The sequence below is a fragment of the Bifidobacterium longum subsp. longum JCM 1217 genome, from assembly GCF_000196555.1.
GTDB classification, from domain to species: domain Bacteria; phylum Actinomycetota; class Actinomycetes; order Actinomycetales; family Bifidobacteriaceae; genus Bifidobacterium; species Bifidobacterium longum.
Map to the genome: position 1 here is coordinate 1,091,446 of NC_015067.1, position 13,683 is coordinate 1,105,128.

The following is a 13,683-nucleotide window of genomic DNA, read 5'->3' on the forward strand; positions in this document are numbered from 1 at the left end:
ACGTGACCATGGAAGGCCGCTCAAACCTCAGGTGTTGCAACCACCACTAGAATCTGCCCCGGGCATGCCGCCCCGCGACGGGTCGGGCATGAACTGCTCCGGATTATCCCCGACCGCCGTCAGCAGAGCAGGCGGATGCCGGTCGCATCCAGGAGAACATCGCCTGTCAGGGCGTTCAGCGTGTTCGCGAGACGTTTCGCCGTGTTCTCGCCCGGCGTCGGCTCCGACGGGATGATGAGGCCCCCATCCGGGGTCTCCGCGATGAAGCAGGCGCATCCTTTGGCCATCTCCATGGGTTTCATGCCGTCGGCGATCGGGTTCGGCTCCCACTTGTCGCCATCCGTGAGATGACGTGCGCAGGATTCCAGATCCGAGAGGAGCGCGTCCGCGTTCATGTACGTGTCGTACAGGCGTCGCCAATGGGCGCGAACCTGTTCCATGATCTGCGGGTCGTCGCAGGACAGATGGCCTATCCCGTTCTCCGCGTCGTTGATGGCGGCGGCGAGCCCGCGGCGGGCGACCGCCAGCATCATCCTCGCCTCGGTGTTCTGTTCGAGCGTGAAATCATGGTTCGGCATCATTCGCCCCAGCTTTCCCTGTTCGTCCGGATTTCGCTACGTCTGACGGCGGCGCGCGTGCGCAGCCGGTTGGGGCGCGGATCGTGAGCGCCGGCCTTGTTGGAGCGGCGGATGAGCTGCATCGCCTCGATGTACATGGGATTCGCCGTCCTATTCGGCCGTGCCATGATCGGCCTCCAATGCGATGTCGTGCAGGATGCGGGAGAGGCGCAGCGCGGTCTCCCGGTCGAGGATGAGGCTTGCCGACCGGTAGGTGGTCCCATGGTCCGGGTCGGTGTCCTGCCGGGCTATCGCGATGCCGACCGTATCCGGCCAACGCCCGTCCGTCCACCGGCGGCGGGTGACCTCCGCCCGGTCGACGACCGTCGTATCCGAGCCGCACGGGATGGTCAGCATGACCCCCGTGTGTTCGAGCCCGCCGGCCGCGATCTCCACCTTCGATTCCCTGACGTTCGCATCCGTCATCATCCGTTCCTTTCCTCGTTGGCCTTCGACCCCGCGGGCATGCGTCCCGGTATGCCGAGCCGACGGCATTCAAGGCATTGCCCGTCCGTCCAGCCCGTCGGGTCGAGCATGATGTTCGCGCAGGATACGCATTCGGGAAGCCGGTGCGCCGGGCAGTAGTGCAGGTCGCGGTCGAGTCCGGGATGGTCGTCGGCGTACAGGATCTGCCAGCCGGCGTCCATGCGCGCATCGTTCAGCAGCTCATCCTCGTCCGCCCGCCATTCGCTGTCGTCATACCGGTTTTCGCAGCCGGGCGCGTCACAGGCGAGCATGAGCAGGGGCGTCGCGTACCCGTCGAACCGTTGGGCGAGCATGGTCATCTTGGCGTCACCCGTTTCGGGCGACGGTTCACGTCCGGCAACGGGTCGATGCCGGCCGCCTGGCGCAGCAGGTTCCCGATCCGGCGGCATGGCTTCTGGTAGAGATGCCGCCGGTCGCCGCAGGGGCCCCACATGCGGCGCAACGGCCCGCCGGCGGGGAACACGAGGTTCCCGGCAAGACGGTCGCCGTAGAACACTGGGACCGTGGGCTCGCCGTAAAGCCCGGCGAACGCGGGCCCATACGACCATCCGTCGCCCAGTTCCCCGGCCAGCGCGTTCAATCGGAGCCGCATGCAGCCCGTGACGTCCGTGGCATCGTTTTTTCCGGCTCGCCGTCCGGAGTCGGCGACGCCTTCCGCCTGCGCCCGTTCCAGTTGGGCGACCGTGCAGTGCACGCATTCCGGGTGCATGCCCGCCCAGACGCCGACCATGAACGCCATATGCCCGGTCTCGCCGGTCAGGCTTCCCATGAGGGGACGCGCCTCCCATGAGGGGAGCGGCCGCCAGCCGTCGCGCCAACAGTCCGACTCGAAGCCGATGTCATGGGTCCTGGCGGCCTTCGACGGCCATACGTGGATGAGGTCGGTCTCGACGTGCAGCGCGTATCTGAAGCGTATCGCCATCAGTCCCGCCTCTCCTTTTCGTGTTCGAGTTCGTTGACGCAGCAGGCACACGGTCCGTCCATCAGATTGGGGACGTCGTCGCCGCAGCGGCGGCAACAGCCGGCCTCCGGCACGCGGGCCATGCGGTCGAACAGGTAGTCGCCCATGTCGTTGATGTCGATGCGGCCGGCCTTGCCGTGCAGGTATCCGGCCAGCATGCCCTTCAGTTCGCGGCGGGCCACCTGCCTCGTTTCGAGATCTTTCAACGCCATGTCACCCCTCTTTCAACCGGATTTCGTATTCCGGGGTTTCGGCCATCCTGTCGTCGAACAGGAAGTCGCCCATATGCTCCACGTCGATCGGGCAGCCGCCGCCGTACGGGTATTCGGCTATCGCGTTCTTGATCTCGCGCCTGTTGATGACGCGCTCGTCGCTGTCATGCCTTGCCAAGGGTGTTTCCTTTCCCGTATTCGCCGATGCGGGCCAGCAGTCCGCCGAACATGCGTGATATGTCGCGCGCCGCCATACCGTTGTCCCAGGTCGTGAACCGGTGCAGCTCCCACTGGTCGGCCGCGGCTTTCGCGCTTTCGTCAAGAGGATTCGTCATCGACCGGCTTCCTTCAGTAGTTTGATTGTGTGCGCGGCTTCGCTGAGCTTGTATCGGATCGTGCTGGTCGGTAGAGTGCATGCTCCAACCAGCTCCTCGGCATGCCCGTCGAACCCCTGCTTGAATTCCAACACCCCACGGCCCTCGTCATCCGGGTCGTTGAATACGCCGGTGATGCCGTACATGTTGAAGCGTGGCATCCGGCTACGGTTGACGCACAGGCGGAGCATTCCCTCATGGACCAACAAGGCGGGAGCCTGATACGAACGGTATTCGGGGAGCGCGCCGGCTGTCAGATACACGATTTCACGCCGGTGTTCCACGAACAGGGCGCATGCCGCAGGAATGACGCTGCCGCGGGAAGCCAGTGCGCGCGCCTCGTTGAGGCGGTGTTCCATGGCGGTCAGGTTGCGGGTGATGTCGTCCTCCTGCCGTTTGATTCGAGATGTGGGATGATTCTCGTATTGGGTTCGCAGCAGGTCCAGCCGTTCGGCGAGTTTGTCGTATTCGGCGGTCAGTCTGGTCAGAAGTTCCCCGGCGTGGATCTCGGCGAGCATGAAACGGGCTCGGCTTCCGAATGTCTCCTTGAACCGGCGGTAATAGTCTTCGTCGCGGGCCGTGAAGCCGCGTCGTCCTGCGGTCTTCCGTTCGATGTCCACGAACGTGCCGAGCTCATCCGCACCGAGTTCGCGTACTCGCACGCCTGACGTTCTCGCCCGGTTCACGCTCCACCGGGTGCGCGGCTTATAGGAGGCGAGCAGCGTCTTCTCATCCTTGATCCCGTCGAAGGTTCTGATCCAATTCCAACGGTTGACGACTTTTCCGTATCCGGTGTCGAATCCCTGATGCCTCCAGCCGCATGACCGGTAGGCGTCGAGGATCATCGTGTCGGGGGCCCCGATCGGGTTCCCGGCCGCGTCATGCCTTTGGTATTCGATGTTCGGCCAGCATGTGACGGACACGGCATGGCGGCGGCGTGCGGCGAGCCGGATTCCACGGGTCATGTGTTCGAGGAGTTTCGGATCATCGAGCGCGCATAACGGTCCGAGCCAGATGCTGCCTTCCGGGCCAAGCCGGCCTCGTGTCCACGCGATCAGGCAGCCGGCCGATAGAACGCCGTTGCGGGTCACGCCGATCAGATCCGTGGCGTCCACGTCCGGTTCGGCGAGATGAGCCATGTGCCCGGTCTGCTGGAATCCGCCCTGCGGATGTCCGGCAGACAGCAGATCCAGTTGGTTGAAGGTGATGGGTGTGATGTCGTAGATCAATTCAGTCCTTCCATTATGAGACCGGTTCCGGCATGAAGAGCGTATGTGAAGCGGATCATCATCGATATCCCCCCTACCCTCCCGTGTTTGGGTTCGTCTAGGATCAGGGGCACGGCGCTCTCATCCAACGGGTTCGTCATCGCGGCCTCCCTCGTTCGCGATCGTCTGGAGAATGCCCGCCAGGCAGCCGATTTCGCCGGGGCTCAACCGGATTCGGCGGATCGTGCCGCCGCTGTCGGTGGACAGCACCCACGTGCGGACGCCGTGTCGGCCGTCGCCCGGCAGCCAGATGAGGCTCACATGCCCGCAGGAGGCGCCCGTGATCATGCCGGCGCGGCGTTCGACTTCGATTTCCGGCTTCATCGCACGCCTCCCAGGATCAGGGGCACCGCGGCCCACCGGCGGAACATGCGGCCCGGCGCGGCCGTGCAGTACGCATGATCGGGATGCAGTACGGTCACGCCCTTCGCGGCCATCGCCTCCAATGTGACGGGCCTGTCGTCGATGAGCACGTCCGGTGTGAGCAGCGTCTTGTCGCCGTTATAGTAGCCGTCGAACTGGAAGCCGTTGCGGTGCAGCCAGCGTTGGCTTTCGCCGCGCCGGTCGTCCGCGCGGCTGGTCGCCATGATGACGTTCCAGCCCGCATCGTGCAGCTGGTTCAAGGCTTCGGCGGCTCCCTCATAGGGTTCTTCGCGTGAGTAGAGACCGTCGGCGACGGCGCGCGTATGCCACCAGCGGAACGATTTCGCGTCGCCGCTGAACGGCCATCCGCCGGTCAGCGTGAAATCGTAGGCCGTCGGCTCCGGGCACGGGCATTCGTCCTCGCCATGTCCGCATTCGCGGATGTAGTCGCGCAGACCGTTCGTATAGTCGGCGATCGTGTTGTCGATGTCCACCATGATTGTCCTGGTCAAGGCTGTCACCTCTTTTCAAGCTGTTCCGCCAGTTCGTCAAGCCAGGCATCGACGGCTTCGCTCTCATACCCGTAGGAGCCGCAGGGCAGGTTCAGATGCCTGATCTCGTCGGCGGCAAGGCCTCCCGGCTCCCCGGGGTGGGCCAGGGTGAACGAGGCGAGGCGCTGCACCAGGTCGACGGGTACCGGCATGTAGGATGCGGGAGCCGATACGAGCGGGAACATCGGGTATGCCATGCTCATAGTCCGTTCTTCGTCAGGTATTTGTTGTTGATGATTTTGAAGCACCGATTGGCTCCCAGTTCGTTCGCCAATCCTTCGGACAACTGCTGGTCTTCGCGCAGATGCCAGACGATGCCCTCGTCCAGACGGTCTTTGGTGACGTTGCCACGCAACCCGTCTACTTTGGCGATCATGTCGTCCACGCTCCCCGTCAATGCCCACTCGTTTTCGTCGAGTTCGGGAACGGCAAGATTCGGCATTCCCGTCGGCCACTGGTCGCGGTCGATCTTGTGATGGTCTTTCCAGACGGCGAAGACGAACGGACGTTGGGCCGGCAGTTTCAAACGGTTTGATTGGATACCGGGGCCACATAGCTCGAACTGGACGGCCATGCCGGGCCATAGCATCTTGTCCAACTGGAATCTTTTGGCGAGCCGCATGTTCGAGGACATGGAGTCAAGCTCCCAGTTGCGTGAGTACACGTGGACTTGTCCTCGTTCGTCCATGCTGAGCGTGGTGCTGGCGCCATCGACCTTCACGGTCGGCACGGCTTTCAACGTCTTGATTTCATCCCAGTGGTCGGTGAGCGTCTGCAAACGTGGCGCGTCCGACTTGGAGCAGGGCGCGTCGAACCGGCCAATCTGAGCACCGCCCATCGGCAGGGGCTCCTCGTATTTGAGCACATTCGCCTTATCGGTGATGTCCGTGCCGACAGGGGGCGTATACCGGAATCCGAGTTCATCCAAACGCATGATGAGACCCTGCGAATACACTCCGCGCAGTTTCACGGTGCGCAGCACATGGCCGGTGATTTCCATGGAACCGACGATCATGGTCTTCTGACCGCGAGCCTGGAACGCCTTGTAACGCGGGTCATAGGCGGGCAGAAGACTGTCCGTCTCGAAATAGGCGACCCTGTCCCCCGGCTTCAGATGCATGTCCTTGCCGACGACCACACGCCACCCCAATATGCGGGCGACTTCGATGCGATCGGCCCCCTCGATGGGCTCGATGTTGGTGATTTCCTGTACGCTGACGAGTTTCCTGCTGCTCATGCCGCGACTCCCATGCTGTATCGTTCGGGCGAGATGGTGATGATCATCTCGTTTTCGTCGTAGGCTCCGTCTTTCATGCCTGTGACCTTTGTCATATTCAAACCGTGTCCATGTCCCGCTCCCCGCCGGTTCGCGTGGTCAGACGGGGCATGGGGCGCGCCCCTCGGACACGGTGTCCGATTCGATGGTCAGGACCGGTTCGCCCTCGTCGTCGACGAGCGTGGCGGGCCGTCCCGTCGCGTCCGCCGCGGCGCGCGTGGCGGCGAGCATGCCGGCGAACGTGAGCCCGCCGGGCAGTGGGGTCGTGTAGTCGACGGGCCCGTAGGCGCCGTCCCGGGTCGCGTGGATCTCGTATTCCATGCCCCCGGGTATGCGTCCCCATACACGCGGTCCGGGTGTATGCATTCCGGTCCGCGTGTATGCATCCGTATGCATCCGGGGATGCATACATCTTTTCTTTCCGTTTCGGCTTGGTTCCGACGTTCCGGGGATGGTCCGGAGGCGTGTATGCATTGTATGCATCATTCCCTTATAGGGGATTCGGGAAAAAGGAAGGAAACCCCATATATTGATGCATACAATGCATACAAGATAAAGGAATTATATTTTTTCCTTTATTTATAAGGGTTTTCGGGCTTTTTCCGGGCTTTTTCTGTATGCATCCCCGGATGCATACAGATGCATACACGCATACAAAACGGGCCGGAAAACTATACAATATTGTAAAGGTCGGAGGTGAGACTTTACAATATTGTAAAGCCTCACCTCCGGGATGCGGTCGCCCCGCCGGCACATCGGGATGCCTTTTTTTCAGTTCGCGACCAGATCCGACGCCATATCCATCGGCTCGCCGCCTTGGCCCCGCCGTTCCGGCGGGGCGCGCGCCGAACCTCACGGACAACGGTTCCTTGCCCAAATCGGGCTGGAAAACGGCTGATCCGGTTCTGAAGAGCCGGGCTTGCGCCGCAAAAACCGGTCAGGGTTTTCTCCTGTCCAGGTCGAGTTCGAGAAGCGTGCGCACCCGGTCGAGTTCGCCGGCGACGTCCGTCATCCACGCGGCGGCCCGTCTGAGACCGTCCGGCGTGACCGTCCCGCCCGGCGTCGGACCGCGCCGGGCCCGGAGCCGGATGCCGCCGGCGGGCGTGGGGCAGGCGTCCACGCGGGGCGGCTCCTCCGGGTCGCCGTCAAGCCGGAATCCCGTGACCCGGTAGCGGACGGTCCCGTCGTCCCGGCGGATCCAGTCGATCCGGTAACGGCCCGTATGGCCCAATGTCAGGACGTCGTTCATGGCCGCCCCGTCCGGGGCGTGCGGCGCACGACCCATTCGACCGGCCGTCCGCCGGGCAGCCCCTCGGGGCGGATGGTCTCAGTCGACATAATCGTATCCCGTCCAGTCGCGCAGCAGCTCGCATACGGTGACGTCTTTGACGAGCAGCACGTGATGATGGTCCTCCGCGTCCTCGAGCGTGACGAGCGCGCACCCGGTGCGGTCCGGCTTCGGGTCCATGGGGTCGGCGACGTCCTCCCATGCGACGGGCGTGCTCCCGTCCGCCATGTTTTCGTCGTACGGGGCGGGAGCCCACGTGCCGTCCGGCAGACGTTCGAACGTGTCCGTGGAATCCCGCCAGGCGTCCATGAGCCGTGTTTTGAGATGACCGGTGATGATGGCCCTGAACTGATGATCGTTGTCGTTCATGCCCCGTGGCATGCGTCCCCGGACGGGCATGGGACGCGTCCGCGGCGAAGCGCCTCACCGGGCGTACGGGATCGCGTGCAGGCCGGCCCCGTCCGCCAGCAGCATGCCCCGGTCGCCGATCGGCGTGCCGTCCGGCATGGTGCTGAACGTGTCGCACAGCCACACGCCCTCCACGTTACCGGCCGACGGGACGGGCGTATGGCCGGACACCTGGGTCAGGCGGCCGTCGTAGTCCCCGTGGCCGGGACGCGCCCACAACGGTCCGTCGTCGTCCATGTACAGGGCGGCCAGGCTTCCGGGACGGTCCGGCAGGCGGTTCAGACGGGCCGCGATCCGGTCGGCGGTCATGCCCGTCCAGGCGTGCCCGAACCGGCGGATCCCCCACCGGCGGGTGAGTCCCGCGTGCGTGGCGACGATCGTGCCGTCCGTCCATGCGATCCGCGTCGGGATGTCCTTCATGAGCTCTTGACGTCCTCCCCTCGGCTGAAGCCGGGGGATTCCTCCCGTCCTGACGATGGGAGAGGTTCTGGTCTCTAAGAGACCGCCACGGATTCGCGTGTAGCGTTTCCGTTGGTCTTACGTCCCTGTTCGACCGGGGTGCCGTCCGCGCCCCACAGGTTTTCCGACGTGACGGCGAGCGTGTCCAATCCCCGTTCGAGGATGTTCCGGGCGGCGTTCACGTCGGCGTTCGCCGTGTACGAGCATTTCTTGCAGACGAAGACCGCTTGGCTCTCGCGGTTCTTCTTGTCCACATGCCCGCATCGGCTGCATGTCTGGCTCGTGTAGGCGGGGTTGACGAGTATCATGCCCACGCCTTCGGCCAGTCGGGTCTTGTAGGCGAGCATGGAGGACAGTCGTCCCATGCTCGCCTGTCTCAGGCTCCGGTTGAGTCCGTGTTTCGCGGCCTGCCCGTTGGGCAGGTATCCGCCCTCATGCAACGGGTCGGGAACAGGCTTGTTGCGGCGGCTCATGTTCGCCAACCGTAGGTTCTCCAACACAATCAGGTCGTTCTCGCGCACGAGCCGGGTCGTGTACTTCTGGTACACGTCGTCCAGTATGCGCTTGGATTTCGCGTGCAGTCTCCCGATTTCCAGCCGTGTTCTCCGATACGCGCGGCTGGTCTTGCCGCTCTTCGCGTACTCCCGTTCACTGGAGTATCCCGCGTTCCCAGCCCTGCGGGCTTGGGCCTTCTGCCGTTTCCTGATTTCACGGTCGATGGCCTTCAACCTGTCTTTCGGCAGGTCCATGAACCGTCCGTCGGAGTCGGCGGCGGCGTGCACGCATCCACGGTCGATGCCGACCGCCCTGCCGGTCGGCTCATGCTTGACGGGCGTTGGGGTGTTGTTGAACACGACGGTGCGGTTCGTCCAATCCACTTGGATGGCCGTGTATTCGCGTATCGGCTGGCTGACTCGCACGTGCAGGAGGATGCGGTAGCGTAACGGTTCACCCGGCAATGACATGCCTTTGGGATTCTGTCCGGTGATGGTTATGATGCCGTGGTTGCGGTTGACCTGCCGGTATACGGCGTTGCGTCCCCCGTTGTGCCAGCAGACGAAACGCTGCCCGTCACGCTTGTATGATTTGAACCGGGGCATTCGTCCCGGCTTCAACCGTTTGCCTAGCAGGGTCTTGCGTCGTTGCACGGCGGTGAACCATTCGACCCGTTCGATTCGTGTCGGTGACTCCAATATGAGGGACGGCACCGCCGCCAGCCAAGAACATTCGCTTCGGGACCGGCTGACGCTGCGAGTGTCGGGTTCGCCTCCGATGGGGACGAGGGTTTTGTCCTTGCCGTATTTGCAACGGTTGGAACGCAATTGGTTGAACCGGTATCGCCAAGCGTCGCACAGCCAGTCCATCGCCTGACCGCCCGAACGCGCGTACAGTCTTTCGGATTCGGGGTCGTGCCGGTCGGCGTAGCCGGTGAACGGCTTGGCTCCGTCCAACGTCACGCGTTCCAACACGACTTTCTGACTCATAAGGCTGATTCTACCACATTCGCGTATAATATGGGAATAGTAATGCCGTGATTCCTCCCCACGCCTAAAGGCGGGGGCACCCTCACGGCAAAACGGTGGACGCGGCGCTGCGCGCCTGGTTTGAAGCCCGGCGCCTGGGCGCGTACGCGCGCGAACGAGGCGGATCCGCGTCGCATGTAATACGGGACGTCATGGTTGCCGAGCAGCGGGACGATCTCCCGTCGCCCGGATTCGGCCCGGTACCATGAGGCGAACCGTTCCATGAACCGTATCATGCCCGTGTTCGACACATGCCAGTCGTCGCATATGTCGCCGAGCAGCACGATCCGGTCGGCATGCTCCCGGTCTGCCATGTTCGAGATGAAAGGCAGCAGGTCGCCTTTCGCATGCAGGTCGCCGGCGAACAGGGTGCGGTTCACGCCCCGCCCCCTTCCGGCAGGACCGCCGTGCTGTCCGACGTGGCGACGGACACGAGGCCGGGACGGGTCAGGAGCACGCCGGTCCTGACCATGGCGTCCGCGTCCAGCCACCAGATCGCGTACCGGCGGTTCGCGTGTACGACCCGGACGGGCGTCTCCGGATCGTCGGGGTCGAGGACGCGCAGGACGCGGACCGGCCGGGTCGCGTCCACGCAGCGCATCACGGTGTCCGCGGGCGTCCAGTCCCAGGTGGCGGCGCGCCAGCCGGCCAATGCGGCCAGGGCGAGCAGGAGGATGACGCCCAGCGCGTTCTGGCCGGCCATGAACGAGACGACGGCGAGCAGGAGCACGCCCAGCATTTGCAGGATCATGGGCGTCAGGGCGCGACGCCATTCCGTGCGGGTCGGCCGGGGCACGGGGCTCCACGGGTCGCGCGGCCGCGTCTTCGTTTTCGCGGGTCTCGGTCCGCCCGTGGGCCGGACCGAGGGCGGACGGTCCGGTTTCACCTCGTGGAATGTTTCGGTTCGTTCGTCGGGGCCGGCGTGCGGACGGTCGGCGGCCAGGCGTCGTTCGAGCTCGTTGACCGCGCTCACCGCGCTCACCTGGCCTTCTTGCCGCGACGGCGGAGGATGACGCCCGGTTCGACGATGTGGTAGCCGCCGCATTCCGGGCATTTGCGGATCGTCTTGCCTTCCGGCAGGCGGCCGAGCGCGATCCGGGCGTCCACGGGGGTCGCGTAGCGGGTGCGGGAGCATTTGCGGCTGAACATGGCGTCGGCCTTCAACGGGCGGGGCTGGTTTTTCTCAAGGTTCCTGCGTGGCATGGAATGGTTTTCCTTTCGTTTGCCGGGTTGCTGTGCGCCGGTTCAGACGGCGGCTTCGATGGCGAGGCGCGACAGTTCCGCCGAGTCGAACGCATGTTCGGCGATCCCCTTGCCGAGGGTGACGGTCACGCCGCCGGACCGGCCCGGCTGGTATTTCACTCCGTCCGGTATTTCTCCCCCGTGTTCGCGGATGAGACGTTCGAGGAAACGTTCGCCCATGGCGTTCGGGGTCGGGTAGTTGACGGTGATGACGGCCGGCTGCCCCTCGCAGTCCAGTCCGTAGTGGCTGAGGAAGTCCGCGTAGGCGAGCGGATCGTCCACCTTGTAGTAGCCTTCCCCGTCCCTTTTCACGAGCACGGTGGCCGCGTCGAGGCCGGCGAACACCGCGTTCTCCTTCGGACTGTCCGCGTCATGCGTGCGAAGATACTGGCGTTTCGCCCCGTCCAGCGCCTTCGTGATCTTCTTCTGGAGGATGGCCAGTCCGGCCATGTGGGCGAGCAGCATGTCGGGCGTCATCTCCGACCAGTCGCATGGTTCGGTTTCCGTCATGATTCTTCCTTTCCTCCCCCGTCCGGCACGGGGGTCTTGTCCGTATCCGCGTATGCGTCCCCGTCCGTGACGCATACGCGCCCGTATGGCCGGAAATCGGTGGAATTCCGGCCATCGTGCGATGCCAGGGCTAACGCCGACGAAGCGCGAACCAGGCGGCGGCGAAAACCGCGCAAGACCTGGAGCGGACGGCCGCGGGACCGTCCTGCAAACTAGGGCAAACCAGCCTGCAACGGCGCTCCCACCGGCCGTCCGCGCCTCTTTCCCGCTTCCCGCGTGTATCGGATGATGGGGGGCGGGGGCGAGCAGGCCCGCCGCCAGGACGATGAGCCCGATCCCGATCCCCATGGGCCGGGGTATGGGCGTGATCGCGAGGAACACGCCCCACATGATCCACCACATGGGCGTGATCGCGAGCATGAGGGTCCTGCATCGTCTCAGGACGCGCACGTCCGGGTCGGCGCGCCGCATGCGCCGCCGGCGTCGCGTGCCGCCGCTCACCCGCACCGGCCTCAAGGTCCTCGTCCTGTCGTCCATGCGCGCCGCCTATGCGCCCGTCAAGGACGGGCCGGTGGAGAACAGGGGGATCGTCGCGTCGAGCCAGGGGCTGAGCCACGCCCATTCGGCGAACAGGATCATGGTCCAGAACAGGATGAAGAGGATGATCCGCAATGGGACGGGTCCCGTCTGGAGACGCCAGGCGAGGGTCAGCGGATTCCATGTCGGTTCGCGCCGGGGCCTGCCCCCATGCCATATGAGCCATGCGAGGCCGGCGAGCAGGAGCCAGGCGCCGCCCGCGGCGGCGGCGAGGACGCGGCTGACGGGCATGCGCACGCTTATGCGGCGTATGACGCGACTGGCCGCCATGCGCGCCCTGACGGCGGGTCTCGAGGTCCCGTCGGCGAGTTCGGCGGGGATCCCGTCCCCCACGTCCGACCATGATTCGAGGCGGCCTCGTATGATGAGGCGCGCGGACAGGCTGTCGGCCTCGTCGAGCGACCATTTGCAGGTGGTGAGCGTGATCGAGCGGGTGTCCCCCTGACCGGGCTGGTCGGCGACGACCGCGACGTCGTCGGGCGTGGTCATCCAGGATGACTGCACCTTGTACACGTACCAGTGCCGGGCGGTCTGGATGACGATCGGGTCGCCGGGCCGCAACGTGTCGGCGGCCCCCAGGTCGCCGGGCGTGCGGTGTCCCGCGTACGCGCTGTTGCCTTTCCCGCCGGGCATGGGCGTGTGCCCGTAGTGGCCTATCCCCTGGTTGGCGAGCACGTCCGTGCCGGTGCCTTCCTGGATGGCGCGTTTCCAGTCGTGGCCGAACCGGGGTATCCACATCCAGCCGATGACGGCGCCGTGGCCGGGTTCGGTTTCGGCCGGCGGGTCGCCGCCCCGGGGTTCGGCGATCCGGGTCGCGTCGCCCGCATCCACGTCCTTGACGCCGTGGCGGACGGCGAGGGTCTGCTGCGTGTGGATGCCGTCGAACGCGTCCCCCCACCACACCCAGCCGACGTGGAACACGCACAGGATGGCGAGCGTGAGGCTCAGCCCGGACACGAATTGGAGGATGCGCCGTCCCGTGCGGGCGCGTGGGCGCGTGTGCCGGCCGGTCAACGCCCTTCCCCGTCCCCATGGCGTCCGAGGGTTCGTGTGACCGCGTCGAGGATGACGAGGTCCGCATATCCGGGCGTGTCGGGGAAGGGGAACATGGCCTTGTAGACGAGGTCGGGCCGGACGACGAGGTTCCTGGCGGCGAGCCCGTCGAGGACGAGTCTGACGATCTCGCGGAACGCGGGCATCGTGTCCTCGGGGTCGAGGGGGATCATGATCCCGTTCGCCGCGTCGTATTCGCGTGCCAGCTGTTCGCGCAATCGTAGGATCTGCGGGTCGTGGCTGACGTAGTCCCAGTTCACGGCGTGCGTGTATTTGTCCCTGACCGGATCGTCGCCCATGGGCGGCCTCCCCTTCCCTTGTCCCGTGTCCGGCGCGGCCCGGCGGGCGCGTCGGATGCTTTCGCGTGAGGGTATGCGTTCCGGTGCGTGGGGTCTGGCCGGGGTGTCGTGTGGCGTTTTTCGACCGGGTTGACGAGGCTGATGTCCCCGCGACGCGGGTGGACGATGATCTTCGTGAACTCGCGTACCGACTTCG

At 65.0% G+C, this 13,683-nt stretch carries 24 protein-coding genes; all 24 read right to left on the bottom strand.

The annotated features are described in order from the left end of the window. Positions 1 to 119: 119 nt before the first annotated feature. The 24 genes from BLLJ_RS04600 to BLLJ_RS04700 all read right to left on the bottom strand — a co-directional run bounded on the left by BLLJ_RS04600 (position 120) and on the right by BLLJ_RS04700 (position 13,487). Positions 120 to 581, bottom strand: coding sequence for a hypothetical protein (locus tag BLLJ_RS04600; RefSeq protein WP_013582605.1), 462 nt, complete (start codon positions 579 to 581; stop codon positions 120 to 122). Further along, entirely contained in the window at positions 578 to 745 is a 168-nt protein-coding gene (locus tag BLLJ_RS11030; RefSeq protein WP_155244052.1) for a hypothetical protein, read from the bottom strand. Before BLLJ_RS11030 ends, BLLJ_RS04600 begins: the two co-directional genes overlap by 4 nt. Further along, positions 729 to 1,046, bottom strand: a complete 318-nt coding sequence (locus tag BLLJ_RS04605; RefSeq protein ID WP_126623111.1) for a hypothetical protein — start codon at positions 1,044 to 1,046, stop codon at positions 729 to 731. Before BLLJ_RS04605 ends, BLLJ_RS11030 begins: the two co-directional genes overlap by 17 nt. Further along, positions 1,043 to 1,402, bottom strand: coding sequence for a hypothetical protein (locus tag BLLJ_RS04610; RefSeq protein ID WP_013582607.1), 360 nt, complete (start codon positions 1,400 to 1,402; stop codon positions 1,043 to 1,045). Before BLLJ_RS04610 ends, BLLJ_RS04605 begins: the two co-directional genes overlap by 4 nt. Then, the gene (locus BLLJ_RS04615) at positions 1,399 to 2,025 is read right to left on the bottom strand and encodes a hypothetical protein (protein WP_032740727.1); all 627 of its coding nucleotides are present in this window, start codon (positions 2,023 to 2,025) and stop codon (positions 1,399 to 1,401) included. Before BLLJ_RS04615 ends, BLLJ_RS04610 begins: the two co-directional genes overlap by 4 nt. Continuing rightward, positions 2,025 to 2,276, bottom strand: a complete 252-nt coding sequence (locus BLLJ_RS04620) for a hypothetical protein (RefSeq protein WP_013582609.1) — start codon at positions 2,274 to 2,276, stop codon at positions 2,025 to 2,027. Before BLLJ_RS04620 ends, BLLJ_RS04615 begins: the two co-directional genes overlap by 1 nt. 1 nt (position 2,277) lies before the next feature. Beyond that, on the bottom strand, positions 2,278 to 2,454 hold the full coding sequence (locus tag BLLJ_RS11265; protein WP_013582610.1) for a hypothetical protein: 177 nt from the start codon (positions 2,452 to 2,454) through the stop codon (positions 2,278 to 2,280). Continuing rightward, positions 2,441 to 2,611, bottom strand: coding sequence for a hypothetical protein (locus tag BLLJ_RS11035; RefSeq protein ID WP_013582611.1), 171 nt, complete (start codon positions 2,609 to 2,611; stop codon positions 2,441 to 2,443). The genes BLLJ_RS11265 and BLLJ_RS11035 overlap by 14 nt, the downstream gene beginning before the upstream one ends. Further along, positions 2,608 to 3,879, bottom strand: a complete 1,272-nt coding sequence (locus tag BLLJ_RS04625) for a peptidoglycan bridge formation glycyltransferase FemA/FemB family protein (protein WP_013582612.1) — start codon at positions 3,877 to 3,879, stop codon at positions 2,608 to 2,610. The genes BLLJ_RS11035 and BLLJ_RS04625 overlap by 4 nt, the downstream gene beginning before the upstream one ends. Before the next feature lie 120 nt (positions 3,880 to 3,999). After that, complete coding sequence (locus BLLJ_RS04630) at positions 4,000 to 4,242, bottom strand: hypothetical protein (RefSeq protein WP_013582613.1); 243 nt, start codon at positions 4,240 to 4,242, stop codon at positions 4,000 to 4,002. After that, complete coding sequence (locus tag BLLJ_RS04635; protein ID WP_032740730.1) at positions 4,239 to 4,793, bottom strand: 5' nucleotidase, NT5C type; 555 nt, start codon at positions 4,791 to 4,793, stop codon at positions 4,239 to 4,241. Before BLLJ_RS04635 ends, BLLJ_RS04630 begins: the two co-directional genes overlap by 4 nt. 5 nt (positions 4,794 to 4,798) lie before the next feature. Continuing rightward, positions 4,799 to 5,035 (bottom strand): cell division protein DivIVA, encoded by a 237-nt coding sequence (locus BLLJ_RS04640; RefSeq protein ID WP_230473305.1) that lies wholly within the window; start codon positions 5,033 to 5,035, stop codon positions 4,799 to 4,801. After that, positions 5,032 to 6,069, bottom strand: a complete 1,038-nt coding sequence (locus BLLJ_RS04645; RefSeq protein WP_013582616.1) for an RNA ligase family protein — start codon at positions 6,067 to 6,069, stop codon at positions 5,032 to 5,034. Before BLLJ_RS04645 ends, BLLJ_RS04640 begins: the two co-directional genes overlap by 4 nt. A 138-nt stretch (positions 6,070 to 6,207) precedes the next feature. Beyond that, positions 6,208 to 6,429: a hypothetical protein gene (locus BLLJ_RS04650; protein ID WP_013582617.1), complete on the bottom strand. Its 222-nt coding sequence runs from the start codon at positions 6,427 to 6,429 to the stop codon at positions 6,208 to 6,210. 616 nt (positions 6,430 to 7,045) lie between these two features. Beyond that, positions 7,046 to 7,357, bottom strand: a complete 312-nt coding sequence (locus BLLJ_RS04655) for a hypothetical protein (protein ID WP_126623112.1) — start codon at positions 7,355 to 7,357, stop codon at positions 7,046 to 7,048. Positions 7,358 to 7,435: 78 nt separating this feature from the next. Next, positions 7,436 to 7,765 carry a hypothetical protein gene (locus BLLJ_RS04660; protein ID WP_013582619.1) on the bottom strand — a complete coding sequence of 110 codons (330 nt, stop codon included), beginning with the start codon at positions 7,763 to 7,765 and terminating at the stop codon, positions 7,436 to 7,438. A 54-nt stretch (positions 7,766 to 7,819) separates the two neighbouring features. Then, on the bottom strand, positions 7,820 to 8,224 hold the full coding sequence (locus BLLJ_RS04665) for a hypothetical protein (RefSeq protein WP_230473306.1): 405 nt from the start codon (positions 8,222 to 8,224) through the stop codon (positions 7,820 to 7,822). A gap of 74 nt (positions 8,225 to 8,298) precedes the next feature. Then, positions 8,299 to 9,747 carry an RNA-guided endonuclease InsQ/TnpB family protein gene (locus BLLJ_RS04670; RefSeq protein ID WP_231837336.1) on the bottom strand — a complete coding sequence of 483 codons (1,449 nt, stop codon included), beginning with the start codon at positions 9,745 to 9,747 and terminating at the stop codon, positions 8,299 to 8,301. Next, complete coding sequence (locus BLLJ_RS04675; protein ID WP_013582622.1) at positions 9,744 to 10,166, bottom strand: metallophosphoesterase family protein; 423 nt, start codon at positions 10,164 to 10,166, stop codon at positions 9,744 to 9,746. Before BLLJ_RS04675 ends, BLLJ_RS04670 begins: the two co-directional genes overlap by 4 nt. After that, positions 10,163 to 10,768, bottom strand: a complete 606-nt coding sequence (locus BLLJ_RS04680; RefSeq protein ID WP_230473308.1) for a hypothetical protein — start codon at positions 10,766 to 10,768, stop codon at positions 10,163 to 10,165. The genes BLLJ_RS04675 and BLLJ_RS04680 overlap by 4 nt, the downstream gene beginning before the upstream one ends. Beyond that, positions 10,765 to 10,989, bottom strand: coding sequence for a hypothetical protein (locus BLLJ_RS04685; protein ID WP_013582624.1), 225 nt, complete (start codon positions 10,987 to 10,989; stop codon positions 10,765 to 10,767). The genes BLLJ_RS04680 and BLLJ_RS04685 overlap by 4 nt, the downstream gene beginning before the upstream one ends. A gap of 42 nt (positions 10,990 to 11,031) precedes the next feature. Next, a complete protein-coding gene (locus BLLJ_RS04690) occupies positions 11,032 to 11,538 on the bottom strand; it encodes a hypothetical protein (RefSeq protein WP_013582625.1) in 507 nt (168 codons plus the stop codon). Between the two features lie 546 nt (positions 11,539 to 12,084). After that, complete coding sequence (locus BLLJ_RS04695) at positions 12,085 to 13,092, bottom strand: sortase domain-containing protein (RefSeq protein WP_013582627.1); 1,008 nt, start codon at positions 13,090 to 13,092, stop codon at positions 12,085 to 12,087. 53 nt (positions 13,093 to 13,145) lie between these two features. Further along, entirely contained in the window at positions 13,146 to 13,487 is a 342-nt protein-coding gene (locus BLLJ_RS04700) for a hypothetical protein (RefSeq protein WP_013582628.1), read from the bottom strand. Positions 13,488 to 13,683: the final 196 nt, after the last annotated feature.